This is a genomic window from Ruegeria sp. CDSA033 (assembly GCF_059612305.1).
Genome location: NZ_JBXWQI010000004.1, coordinates 215,442 through 228,567, shown reverse-complemented (window position 1 = coordinate 228,567; position 13,126 = coordinate 215,442). Strand labels below are relative to the sequence as shown.

The 13,126-nt window shown below is 56.2% G+C and carries 9 protein-coding genes; 1 reads left to right on the top strand and 8 read right to left on the bottom strand.

Annotated elements, in window-relative coordinates:
* Positions 1-12 precede the first annotated feature (12 nt).
* Together AC2FLA_RS07915 and AC2FLA_RS07910 are read right to left on the bottom strand one after the other, a co-directional pair.
* The gene (locus AC2FLA_RS07915; protein WP_496721552.1) at positions 13-2,109 is read right to left on the bottom strand and encodes a peptidase domain-containing ABC transporter; all 2,097 of its coding nucleotides are present in this window, start codon (positions 2,107-2,109) and stop codon (positions 13-15) included.
* Positions 2,106-3,809, bottom strand: a complete 1,704-nt coding sequence (locus AC2FLA_RS07910) for an ABC transporter transmembrane domain-containing protein (RefSeq protein WP_496721551.1) — start codon at positions 3,807-3,809, stop codon at positions 2,106-2,108. The genes AC2FLA_RS07915 and AC2FLA_RS07910 overlap by 4 nt, the downstream gene beginning before the upstream one ends.
* A gap of 178 nt (positions 3,810-3,987) precedes the next feature.
* Here AC2FLA_RS07910 and AC2FLA_RS07905 point away from each other — a divergent pair, with 178 nt between their 5' ends.
* On the top strand, positions 3,988-7,548 hold the full coding sequence (locus tag AC2FLA_RS07905) for a PA14 domain-containing protein (RefSeq protein WP_496721550.1): 3,561 nt from the start codon (positions 3,988-3,990) through the stop codon (positions 7,546-7,548).
* Between the two features lie 6 nt (positions 7,549-7,554).
* On the opposite strand, the gene AC2FLA_RS07900 is transcribed toward AC2FLA_RS07905, so the two are convergent.
* The 6 genes from AC2FLA_RS07900 to bioB are packed head-to-tail and all read right to left on the bottom strand — an operon-like array spanning position 7,555 to position 12,937.
* Complete coding sequence (locus AC2FLA_RS07900) at positions 7,555-8,313, bottom strand: methyltransferase (protein WP_496721549.1); 759 nt, start codon at positions 8,311-8,313, stop codon at positions 7,555-7,557.
* Complete coding sequence (locus AC2FLA_RS07895; RefSeq protein WP_496721548.1) at positions 8,310-8,930, bottom strand: pimeloyl-ACP methyl esterase BioG family protein; 621 nt, start codon at positions 8,928-8,930, stop codon at positions 8,310-8,312. The genes AC2FLA_RS07900 and AC2FLA_RS07895 overlap by 4 nt, the downstream gene beginning before the upstream one ends.
* A complete protein-coding gene (gene bioA, locus AC2FLA_RS07890; protein ID WP_496721547.1) occupies positions 8,927-10,213 on the bottom strand; it encodes an adenosylmethionine--8-amino-7-oxononanoate transaminase in 1,287 nt (428 codons plus the stop codon). Before bioA ends, AC2FLA_RS07895 begins: the two co-directional genes overlap by 4 nt.
* Positions 10,210-10,830, bottom strand: coding sequence for a dethiobiotin synthase (gene bioD, locus AC2FLA_RS07885; protein ID WP_496721546.1), 621 nt, complete (start codon positions 10,828-10,830; stop codon positions 10,210-10,212). The genes bioA and bioD overlap by 4 nt, the downstream gene beginning before the upstream one ends.
* A complete protein-coding gene (locus tag AC2FLA_RS07880) occupies positions 10,827-11,960 on the bottom strand; it encodes an 8-amino-7-oxononanoate synthase (RefSeq protein ID WP_496721545.1) in 1,134 nt (377 codons plus the stop codon). Before AC2FLA_RS07880 ends, bioD begins: the two co-directional genes overlap by 4 nt.
* Complete coding sequence (bioB, locus tag AC2FLA_RS07875; protein WP_496721544.1) at positions 11,957-12,937, bottom strand: biotin synthase BioB; 981 nt, start codon at positions 12,935-12,937, stop codon at positions 11,957-11,959. Before bioB ends, AC2FLA_RS07880 begins: the two co-directional genes overlap by 4 nt.
* Positions 12,938-13,126 lie beyond the last annotated feature (189 nt).

Genomic DNA, 13,126 nt, shown 5'->3' with positions numbered 1-13,126 from the left:
TAGAACCTGATTTCACTGTGCCCTCCCAAGCGTTTTCAATACGGCCTGAAGTTTCTTGCGCCCCGTATCACCTGTGCTGTTCACGACAACCTTGTCGCCATTCAGAAAGATGAAGCGGTCGGCGATCTGCATGAATGAGCGATCCGCCGTTGCTATGACCACAGTCCTGCGCCCGTGCTGCGCACGGATCCAGCTTCTGAAACACGCCCGTCGATGGTCGGACAGGCCGTTGGTTGGCTCGGAAAACAGAAAGACCGAAGAAGGGCGCGCCATGCTGCGTGCAAGGACCAGCGACTTTAAGATTGCCGATGGCATCTGCGCCAGGTCACCGTCGGTCAAACGAGTGTCGATGCCCTTTGGCAGAAGGCCTTGGTCATCCAGCAAATCCATATCGGTCAAAGCAGCCATAATGTTGTCATCAGTAAGAGACGGCGAGGCCAATCGAAAGTTCTGGGCAATAGTGCCGTAGAACATCGACATGTCGTAAGTGGCGTAAGTTATGGATTTACGCAATTCGTCCCTGGCAATCTGACGAATGTCGATGCCGTCATGTTCAATCGTACCTGCCAGAGGTGCGTAAAGGCCGTCGATCAGATCCAGCACCGCTGTGCGACCTGCCGCATCGCTGCCCATGACCAGAACCACTTCGCCCGGATCACAATTGAAGCTGGCTTGCGAAAGGACAGGCGCGTTCAAAGGGTCCGGCCGGTACGTGACAGAGGAAAACGTAATCGAGCCGCATATAGTTTTTTGGTGCGTTTGTTCCAGCCCCACTTCGATCTCCTCGCCAAGATCAAGGACACGATCCGCTTGATTTCGAATGCTTCGGAAGGAAAGGATCTGGGGGAAGCTGGAATACAGAGACTGAATCGGCGCCAAAATTTTGGACACCAACGCAATCGAAGCGATCAACGCACCAAAATTGATATCACCGCGCAACGCACCATGCGCGCACAAGAGGATGGCCCCCATCGTCGCAAGTGCCGTAACGGATTGAGCCAATGATTGCGCAAGCGCCTGAAACTGACGGCTGCGGCGCGCGGCCGCTTCTGCGCGCTGTGCAAGAGGCATACAGCGGTCCAACCATTGGTTTTGCATGCCAAGATTTGCAATGGCCCGCTGGTTAAGAATAGCGTCCTGAACGCCCGACTGGCTAGCGGCGGCGGCCTCTGCCGTTTTTTGATCCAACCGTTTTTGGTGTGGGATGATGATTGCGCCAAGCAAGACAAGAAAGACCGCCAAGCCGAGCGTCAGCAGCCCGACCTGCGGTGCGAGATATGCAAGGACCGCAAAGAAAATCACCAAGAATGGCAGATCCAGAAGGGTCGTCATGACCTGCCCGGTAAATGCATCGCGCAAGGATTCGAATTGGCGAAAACGCGATAGCTGTTGGTTTACATCCGTTTTCCCGAGCTGGCTCAGCGGCAGTGACATCAGTTTGCGAAACAGCGCAATCATCAACTGACGTTCTCCACGCCAGCCAACATATGCCAGCGCCCTCGTGCGCGCATGGCGGAAGCAAAGGTCTGACGCCCCCACAATCACCACACCGATCATCAGCGAAACCAGCAAACTAACAGAACCCGACGGGATGATCCGCTCATAGATGCCCATGATCAGTAAGGGAGCCATAAGCCCCAGAATGTTGGACAGCAACGAAGCGATCAGCAGCCAGGGCAACATCGGGCCTAATTCTGCGAATGCCGAGCGGACAGATGTGAACCGCCTGTCTGTCTGGTGATGCGTGAAGCGGTCGATCCGGATGACGGTGCACCATCGGCGGCCGGGCTTGAGGTGGTTCAGATCTGGATTCAGATCATCGCTGATTTGCAGCGTGCCACCCATCCTATCCAACGCAAGGTAGCAGGCACCATTGCTCGGTATGATCAATGCCGGGCATTCGTGATCCGTGATCTCGCGTTCACGACATCTGATCTGCGTGTAGGGGATATTGAGGTTTTCCAACGTCTCGAAAATGTCATCCGTGCGGAGCCGATCCAGCACGTGCGGAAACGCCTCAAGCAGCCGGTCTTCATTATTGCGCCAGCCACCCGCCAACAGCAGTCTAAATAGCAACCCGCTTGCAATCTGAGTGTTCATTACGGTCATGCGGCACCCTTTTTCCAGGCTTCTGCGGCTGTCCGTTCAAGATCTGCGTCCACCGCCCATGCCGCCAGATCCAGGGTGTTTGGCGAACTTAAGCGAACGCACCTGTCCGTTATCTGCCTCATCCGAGGGTCCGGGCTTGCCACAAGTATCGTGGGCCGCGGTGAAACGGATTGGAGGTAATCCGCCAGAGCTTGGCGTTCCGTTGTATCTAAAACCGCTGTTGGTTCATTCATCAAAAGCACCCGCGGCCGCAGCGCCAAGGCCCGTGTCAATGCAATGAGATGCCGGTTCACCGGGTCGGCCTCAAACCCGGTTCCGGTGTTAAGCTGGGTTGCATAGCCCATGGGCAAACGGTGAATGCGTTTCTCTAGCCCAAGTGCGACGGCAATCTGCTTGGCGCGATCAACGGTCTCTGCGTCACCAAAAGCGCTGATGTTTTCAAGCAGTGTTCCCGACAGGATCGCGGGCTCGGCTTCGAGCGCAACCAGCGCATCGTGCCCGCGCCACCCGATCAGCTGTGAGGCCGGTATGCCACCAATGGACAACCTGCCCTCATCCGGCTCTCGCTGCCCCGTCATTGCGTCAAACAACGCTTCCACCATCCAGCTTTCTTCGGGCTCAATCAAAACGCCCTGCCCTTGCTCCACCTGAATGTTGAGGGGCGAGAAAGCTCTCCCCTCTCCTTTCAAACGGCGCATGGACAAACCGGAAACCATGATCTGACCCAAGTGATCGTAGGAAAGCCCTACCCTTTGCCCGATTTCAAGCTGTTCCATTTCGTTCAATCGTGCTTGTGAATTGGCAGAGTTTTCCGACTGAACCCACATCGCCATGAGTTTGGTCAACGGCTGGATAATTCGACCATTCAACAGCATGCAGGCGGCCAATTCGGCGATGCCGATCAGGTTGATGATCACCAGGTAGGCCCCCAGCAGCCCCATCGCAGCAACAGTCATCTGCGAAAAGATGGCTCCAAAGCTTTGTGCAAAGCCCGAGAAATGGATCAGCTTTTTGCTCAGATCGACGGTCTGATCTTCAAGCAATTCAAATCGGCGGGCAATTTGTGGCTCCATCCGGTTTGCCTTGACCGTGGGCATGTTTGACAAAATCTCGGACAAAAACGCGTATCGGCGTGTGTCCAGGGACTTGCGGCGCTTGAACAGGGCCCACTGCGCCCGCTTCATGGCCGCCGCGAAGACGATCACGACGCCAAACGCGCCCAGTGGCACCAAAATCAGCCACCCCCCGATCAAGCCGATCAGAATCGCAAACAAGACCGTAAAGGGCAGATCAATCGAGAGTGTTTGCCCCTGCCCCGAATGGTAGTCCCGCAACTGGCCGATAGCTGCGTAGCGTTCCGCATAATTGCTGGCGGGTTCGCGCGAGAAGGCCAAAGAATTCGCGTTCAGAACTTTGGTCATAAAGCGGCGGTAATTCCAGACCGCTGCCCCCTCAGCCGTGGTTGTCAAAAGGACGGCACGGCACTGTCTCAGCATCAGCTCCATACCGGCACCGATAACCAGTGCCACCGTCAATACGCGCAGCGTGTCGGTAGACTGGAACGGGATGACCCGATCAAATATTAGCAAGATGGAAATAGGCATCAAAAGCGACAGAATATTCATAGTCAAAGAGGCAACCCAAAGCGGGATATCAAAGTGAGGTGCCGAAATGCGACCAACAAATCCACGCGGTTCCATGATGCTTTTTACCCCTTGATCGTTTCAGTAGGAGTGGTCGGTTTCCGTTTATGACCCGTAAATTCCACGGCGCGTCATTCCTAAGATTTTCCTTTAAATTTAATCTCTTAGTTGCCCGTTACCGGCGAGCGCATGTTACCAAATACGGTGAATCAGTTGTTGTTTGGGGAATTGTGCGATGGGTAAACTAGAGAACGACCTGAATTTTCACACAAGGTCCGCACAGGCCGATATGGACGAACAACACGAGATCGCCTCTCATCTTTCCCGCAGTGTTGTCGAGCCAAGCGAAGATCCGACGCGCAGTTCGTTACACACAGGCCAACAGTTCTCTGGAACATTGGAACGCAACACTCGGAACGAGGGTGCCCCGGAAGAGTTGAGCCCTCGCACCGTGCATGCGCAACAGCCCGGCAACGTCACAAACACTGATCCTGTCGCCCATACCTTTCATTCAACGAACACGTTGGCTGGATCAATTGCACAGAACACCAAGGCAGAGGCGATGAAAATTGTCGAAAGCGCGGCCGGGGTGGAAACATTCATTGTCGCAAGTCCAGCGGCCCAAACAAGCGAAGGTGGGGGAATTACTCATGTAAGCGGTCCGACCTCTCGCCCGGAGCTGCCAAGCGTACCCAATCTGGATGCAGTCCCGGCAATACCAACCGACACGCAGACCGGAAACAACGCGCCGCAAGAGGTCACTCTAGACAACATCTCTGTCGCAGAGAACGCCATTGGCGCGGTGATCGGGAACATCTCGGTCGTAGACCCGGACGCATCGGACACGCACAGCTTTGACATTTCGGACGACCGTTTTGAAATCGTGGACGGCAAGTTGCAGCTAAAACCCGGCATTGCGTTGGATCATGAAGAAGCGGCGCAGATAGAGGTCGACTTCACCGTCACGGACGCTGGCGGGTCCACCCTGACCGAGCGTTTCATCGTGGACGTTCAGGATGTGAACGAGGGTCCGACAGATCTGGTGCTGGACAACACTTCTGTTGCCGAGAACGCCAATGGCGCGGTGATCGGAAACATCTTGATCGCAGACCCGGATGCGTTGGATATGCACAGCTTTGACATCTCGGACGACCGTTTTGAAATCGTGGACGGCAAGTTACAGCTAAAGCCCGGCATTGCGCTGGATCATGAAGAAGCGGCGCAGATAGAGGTCGACGTTACCGTCACGGACGCTGGCGGGTCCACCCTGACCGAGCGTTTCACAGTGGACGTTCGGGATGTGAACGAAGGTCCGACGAGTCTGGTGCTGGGCAACAGTGCTGAAAACCTCATTCAGAATGGCAGTTTCGAAGAATTTGATTTGGATAAGGGCAAGTGGAAAGGCTTTGGCTCGGATGAAAGCGGGTCCTGGCAAGACGCGCATGGATTGGAAATTTGGGATCATCTAGGCGGTACGAAAGCGTCCGATGGCGATCAGCTGCTTGAAATGGACCATGGTCGGGGCGTCGACAGTATTTCCCAGGTGGTCCAGACAGAAGATGGTCAGCTTTATGATCTGGGCATTGACCTGCGTGAGCGCCTCGCAGGTGGAACTGATACGGTCGAGGTCTATTGGAACGGCAATCTGGTGGCGGAGCTGGATCCGCACTCCGCAGATTGGGAAACGTTCCAGCTGCAGGTTGTTGGAACCGGACAGGACACGCTGGAACTGCGCGAACCTGAGGGCCAGAATGATACCTACGGCGCTTTGGTTGACAACATCACACTGACCGCAGCAGAGCAGACCGTAGCCGAAAATGTCGACGGTGCGGTCGCGGGGCAGCTCAGTTTCGAGGATCCGGATCAGCGCGATACCCACAGGTTCGAAATCTCGGATGACCGGTTCGAAGTCATCGACAATCAACTGCGTTTGAAACCCGGTGTGGCACTAGGCTATGAAGAGGCATCCTCGGTCACTGTTGATGTCACGGTGATTGACGAAGGCGGGTTACGTCAGACCGAAAGCTTTACGGTCAATGTGGCGGATACGGACGAGATGACGTTTTCGTCAGGGTTTCACGCCAAATACTTCGACGTTGATCATCGTCTTTCCAAACTGGAAGACATCAACTGGACCGCAGAACCGACCCATGAAGAGGTTACGGCCGAAATCAACTACGCAAACGGTCACGACACGTTCTGGGATGGAGGCGCGAAAGACACGTTCGGCGTCCAGATCAATGGCAGTATCGAGGTTGAGCAAGGCGGAACATTCACTTTCTTTCTGGGCGCCGATGATGGCGCGATGTTTGTAATCAACGGCCAACCGGTCGTTGAAAATGACGGGCTGCACGGGTTTCGAACTCGAACTGGTGAAGTTGAGCTTGAACCGGGAACACATGCGATCGAAATCCGATACTTCGAAAATTACGGCCGGGCTGGACTGAAGCTTGAATGGGAGGGTCCAGGTCTTGACGGACGTGAGGTGGTTACAGCCCCGGACATGTCCGAGGCCCAAACCGTTTCAGGCATGCCACTGGCCATTGATGTGGATATGGGAACGCTCAGCGTGACCGATGAAACCTCATTCGAACTGACAAGTCTGCCCACCGGAACAATTGTCGAGATTGGCGGAACCGAATTTGCGGCAAACACGGACGGGATCGCAGAGATGGGAGGCTGGCAAGGTGGGATGATCACAGTAACACCGCCGCCAGAATTTGAGGGAACGGTCGAAGCAGCCCTGCATCATTCTACGCCAACCGGTGAAAACAGCAGTCACGACGGCGTACAATACCTGACTTTCGAAGTAACTGAGGCTGACCTGCCCTCACCAGATGCCAAAATGGTGGGCGGTTTCCGTGCCAGATATTTTGACATGGACAACAGGTTGTCAAAGCTGGACGACATCGACTGGTCCGCTGACCCGACGCATCAGGAATTTGTGCCTGAAATCAATTTCGAAAACAGTCGCAACTCATTCTGGGAAGGCGGTTCAAGGGATACGTTTGGGGCAAAACTCGAAGGTAAAATCACAATAGACGAAGGCGGTTCCTACACATTTTTTGCCGGTGCGGACGATGGCGTAGCCGTCTTCGTCAACAGAATAAGGATCGTGGAAAATGATGGTCTGCATGGGTTCCGGACGCGGCCCGGAGAAATCGACTTGGAACCCGGCACTTATGATATCGAAGTTCGGTATTTTGAGAACTACGGCCGTGCGGGGCTGAAATTGGAATGGGACGGGCCGGACACAACGGGGCGCGAGCTTTTGCAGGCTGACGCACAACCAATAGTCGAAGAAAACGGGACGGTCGAAGTCGCTATCGAGCTGGACCAAGCAAGTGATCAGGCCGCCGTATCTCTGGAAGGGCTGCCACCAAATACGCTGCTGATCAGCGGTGAGAATTCACTGATGACAGATGGCGGTTCGGCGGATCTGTCTGGCTGGGATCTCGACTTTCTTGAGATATCCCCGCCCCCCGGATTCGAAGGCGCAATCGAAGGGGAAATCTCGGTGACGGACACCGGATTTAACGGGGCGCAATTGACCTCAGAGATTCCCTTTACACTGGACGTCGGGCAGACAGATGAAGTTGCGAAAGACGTTGCCCCTGATTTGTCCGAAACGCTTGCCGCGACAATACAGGCTGAACCGCCCGCGCCGTGGCACATGGATCAGTCGCAAAGCGACGGGGACAACGATGGTGATGTCATGGCCGAAGCGGTACTGACCAACCCTGGCTCTGAGATCTCGTGTATCGAGACCGAAGCCTATGAGCGCATTGATTGGTAGCGGGACTCAGCCATGTTTACGGGCCACGATCCACGTCGGGTTATATGTCAGGGACACGCCATCATCGTCGCCAAAGTGCCGGACATATTGTTCCGTGAATTGGGCAAGACTGGTTTTGGTCCATACCTTCTGCGCGCGCCCGTTGACCCCAGTTCTTCGAAGATGATTGAGAACGCCTCGGGGCGTATCGAAGTGCAGAGCAGAAAGGTTTTCGCCGCAACTGATTATCTCTAACTGGCCTTCGATCGCCGCGGCCAAATCTTCAGATCGGCACAAGCCCGGCGCTTTGGCAGTGGAGCCGACTTTCACCAGTTCCCGGTACTGTTCCGGTCCAAAGCCTGAAACCGCTAACCACCCACCAGGAGCCAATGCATTCGCTGCGCGCTGCAGAAAGGTTGTAGGGTCATGCAACCATTGGACCATAGACGCTGACGTGATTAGCTTTGGCTGAAACGGCCATTCGACGATTTTGGCATCGCCGCACAGAAAGTCCGCACCGACGGCCGTTGCGGTCTCAGCGGCTTCGGGCGACAGGTCATTGATCGTCAACTGACCAATATCGAATGCGCTACATACCCGATGCGTGAGGTGGCCTGTGCCACATCCAAATTCCAATCCGGTCGCGAAACGATGCGGCGCGTCGCCGGCCCGCATCTCATGGACCAGCCGATCCGCGATTTTGGCCTGCTGGCTGGCCGAGCCGTGGTAGCTGCGGAAACTGCGGCTGAAACTGCGCTGGACGCGGTCCGCGATCTGGACGTTCATGCGACCCACTCTTGCCAGTTCTGACCGTCGCGAAACGGGACATGCGGGGTGGCAATACCAAGCACGGCAGATTGTTGGTGCGCCCATGCCGCCTCTTGGGCGGGGCTCGGGATAATACGGTCTCGTTGGGGGATCCAAATCCGGTCAAATGCCACCTCGGGTGCGCCACCACGGTCGATCACGGCTTGAAGCTCTGCCCGCGCAGCCTCCAGATCAATTTCAGGAACCGGCCCGTTTAATCCGGCACGGCGACAGAACTTTGCGAAACTGGCTGCGGTCAGGTTTTCCGCCGTGGCGCGGATCATATCCGGTGCGATTCCACGCTCGGGGTCAGCCGGACATAGCGTGCCACTGACAGCAATCAGCCGATCGGGACGAAACCCAGTTTGCGCCAGCCAGTGGCCCGCAGATGCGACGCCAAAAGAAAAGGCAATCAAATTGACGCGGTCATATTGCGCAATATCAGGCAGAGGATCGTCAAAGTGGCGGAAGTCGTCGACGAATAGCACATCGCCGCGACCTGTAAGTCCAGTAAAAGGCGCAGCCCCCAGCGCCCAACCGCCAAAAACCAGAATCAACTCGTCCGTTCCCGAACGCGATAACCACTGCTGTTTCATGGTATGCCTTTGACGAGCGAGATCATGGCCGATGTTACACGGCTCAAATCATTCGCAGAGATGATGTAAGGCGGCATGCAATAGATGTTGCGGGCAAACGGGCGCAACCAAACGCCGGTATCGGGTGCCAGCGCATGCGCAACCGCAGGATCAACCCATTGCTCCATTTCGATGACCCCGATCGCGCCAAACACGCGCACATCGGCAACGCCTGGCAATTCACGTGCGGGGGCAAGCTCTTGCTTCATCTGGTCGGCGATCGCGTTCACTTCGGCGCGCCAATCTCTGACCGATAGTTGGCCCAGACTGGCCACCGCGGCAGAACAGGCCAGCGGGTTGGCCATATAGGTCGGACCATGCATCAGAACGCTTGCTTCGCTTTCGCCAATTCGGCGCGCGACATCCTCAGACGTGGCGGTCGCGGCCAGAGTAATATGGCCGCCTGTCAGCGCTTTGCCCAGGCAGATGATGTCAGGAACCACTTCGGCATGATGCATCGCAAACAGTTCGCCCGTGCGGCCAAACCCGGTCGCGATTTCATCAAAAATCACAAGAATTCCGTGCGCTTTACACAGGTCTTGCGCGCCTTTTAGCCACCTGGGGTGATAGAAATACATTCCACCCGCGCCCTGGACCACTGGCTCAAGGATCAGGGCCGCGATCTGATCGGCTTTGGTTTCCAGCAGCTCTTCCAAAGCATCCAGCCCATTCAGGGTTGGATCATCCGTCCATTCCTGGTCAAATGATATCGGCGGGCGTGGCAGGAAATGTTGGATCGACAGCGCGCCACTGAACAGCCCGTGCATCCCATTCTCGGGGTCGCAGACGCTCATCGCTTTCCATGTGTCCCCGTGATACCCGCCGCGAATGGTCGCAAACTGCGTGCGCCCCGTGTGACCCAGCGCCATCTGAAACTGCACGGCCATTTTCAAAGCGACTTCAATCGCGACCGATCCGCTGTCGCTGTAGAAAATGCGATCCAGCCCGTCAGGCAACAGCTCGACCAGCTTGCGGCCTAGGTCAATTGCGGGTCGATGCGTCAGGCCACCGAACATGACATGGGGCATTTGCCGCAGCTGTTCCTGCATCGCAGCAGTAATGGCCGGATGACGATGCCCGTGCACCGCACACCACCACGACGACATTGCGTCGATCATCCGAGTGCCGTCTTCCCGGGTCAGCCATACCCCTTCGGCTTCGGTGATCAGATGCATCGGACCGGGGTTCAGAACATTCGTATAGGGATGCCAAAGGTGGCGGGCATCAAACTCCAGAGCGGTCACAGAGCCCTCCGAATTGTTGCGGTGTCGATCACATGGAAGGCATCCGATAGCGTTTTCCGCGTCAGGGTTTCAAGATACGGCAAGCGTCCCAAATAGGTAACCTGACACATCTCGGCGATGGTCTGTTCAACCTCTGGCTCAGCGTCGCCTACAAACGCTACGCCCAAAACGTTGCAACCTGCACCCCGCAAGGCCATCAGGGACAGGCTTGTGTGGTTGATCGTCCCCAATGCGGTCCGAGCCACCAGAACCACGGGTGCCCGCCACACCGAGATAACATCAAGAAAAAAGGTCTTGCGGTTCAGCGGCACCATGATCCCGCCTGCCCCCTCGACGACCAAGGGTCCGTTGACCTGCGGCAGCGCAAGCCGATCCGGCGAAATCTCGACGCCCATGTCTTCGGCTGACAAATGGGGTGAGGCTGGCATGTTCAGGCGATAGGCTTCCGGCAAAATTTCAGCACCGGAAAGTGCCGCGACGGTTTCTGTGTCCGTTGCATCTTCAAGCCCGGATTGCACCGGCTTCCAATAGGTTGCGCCAAGCGCGGCCGTCAGGCCTGCAGCAAAAACCGTTTTTCCGACGCCGGTGTCGGTGCCCGTGACGATAACAGCGCTCATGCCGCCTCCGTCTGTTGATGCGCCAGTGTTTCGAACAGAGCGCTTATGTCATCCTTGTCCACGTTGCCGGTGATCGACACGCGCAGGCGCGACGTGCCCCGTGGCACGGTCGGCGGCCGGATACCACGGACATCAAAACCTTTGGCCTGTAACGTCGCGGCCATTTCCATGGTTTTGGCGTCATCGCCCAGAATAATGGGGATAATCTGGCTGTTCAGCGCCTCTTTGGGTGTTCCGATCTGACGTGCAACGGCATGCGCGTGGCGGATGCGGGACAGGGCGTTCAGGGCCAGCGAACTATCTGTTTGAAGATGCTGCAGAACCGCGCGAACAAGGGCCGCGTCGAATGGCGATGGGGCCGTGGCAAAGATAAACGGACGTGCGCGGTTGATTAGTGTTTCGATCAACACCCGGTGGCCGCAAATCAGCCCTCCGGAAACCCCCAACCCTTTGCCGCATGTGTGCAGAGTCAGCAACTCAGCCTTGAGACCATGCGCCAGACCCTTACCGTTCGGGCCAAATACTCCGGTCGCATGAGCCTCATCCACGACCAATATGGCACCGTGTTCACAGGCCAGATCAGACAGCGCGGCCAAGGGCGCATTGTCGCCCTCCATGGAATAGATGCTTTCTACGGCGATCCAGATTTGGCCAGACCCGCCTTCTGCCAACCACGCCTCAATGGCCAGACGCGCTGCGGCCACATCATTATGGGCAAAAGCACATGTTTGGGCGCGTCCCATCCGCATGCCTTCATGCGCGCTTGCGTGAACCAAAGCATCGTAAAGGATCAGATCATCGGCGGCAGGAAGGGTCGAGAAAATCGCCTGATTGGCCTGAAATCCTCCGCCCATGAACAAAGCAGCCTCAGCATCAAAAAAGGCGGCGGCCTCGTGTTCAAGCGCCTCATGTTCGGGATGATTGCCCCGCAACAGACGGGAACCACCAGATCCCAGCGGCACGCCCTGCGCCAATGCCGTTTGCGCGGCTTCGCGCAGGAATGGCGATTGCGCCAATCCAAGGTAATCATTGGACGCAAAGTCCAGACCGCGCGGCTGCGCCAACACCCGGCGACGGTGCCGGGTGTCCAACAGTTCAAGCATCGAGTTCAACCGACTCAGTGCTTTCATTCAGCAGCATCCAAACAGGATTTTTCCGCAGATGTTTCCACCTGCAACCCAAGCTTGGCAAACAATATGGCGTCAGTGTCTTCTTCGGGGTTTTCTGCCGTCAAAAGCGTTTCACCAACAAAGATCGAGTTCGCACCGGCGAAGAAGCACATGGCTTGCAATTCCTCACTCATATCGCTGCGCCCGGCGGAAAGCCGTACATAAGATTGTGGCATCATGATCCGCGCAACGGCTATGACCCTTACAAAATCGATCGGATCGATCGGTTTAGCGTCTGCCAGAGGCGTGTCTTCTTGCGGCATCAACATGTTGATCGGCACTGAATCCGGTGCCGGGTTCATATTGGCCAGTGTGACCAGCATATCGACACGGTCTTGAACCTCTTCCCCCATCCCGAGGATACCGCCGGAACAGACCTTGATGCCCGCTTCTTGCACGCGGTTCATCGTGTCAATGCGGTCTGCAAAGGTGCGCGTGGTGATGACTTCGGGGTAGTACCGCTCGGACGTGTCGATGTTGTGGTTATAGTAATCCAGCCCCGCATCGCGCAGACGGACCACCTGATTGTCGTCCAGCATGCCCAAGGTCATACAGGTTTCCATTCCCATCTCGCGCACACCTTCGACCATGGCGACAAGCGCATCCATGTCGCGGTCCTTGGGTTCGCGCCATGCGGCACCCATGCAGAAACGGGTTGCCCCGCCGTCGCGGGCCTTGCGGGCTTCGGTCAGAACGCGCTGAACCTCAATCAGTTTCGAGGCCGACAGCTTTGATCCGTTCCGTGCTGATTGCGAGCAATAGGCGCAATCTTCGGCACAACCACCCGTTTTGATCGACAGCAGTTTCGATGTCTGGACCTTGTTGGGATCAAAGTTTTCGCGGTGCACTGTCTGCGCGCGAAACAGCAAATCCATCAACGGAAGGTCATACAGAGCTTGAGCAGCGTCGCGGGACCATAGCGGGGCGGTGTTTTTCATTTTATAGATACTTTTCGAAAACTCTCATGGCTACGCATTATTTTATAGATAAAGATTGTTATCACAACCAGATTCTACCATCTGCGTCACTCAGGCGAAAAAACGCGGATGCTTGTGATAGCCCGCTGTGCCAACGTCGCTTTGGCAAACGATGCGGAGCATTCTCCCCCAATGCGGCTGCCGCCATTT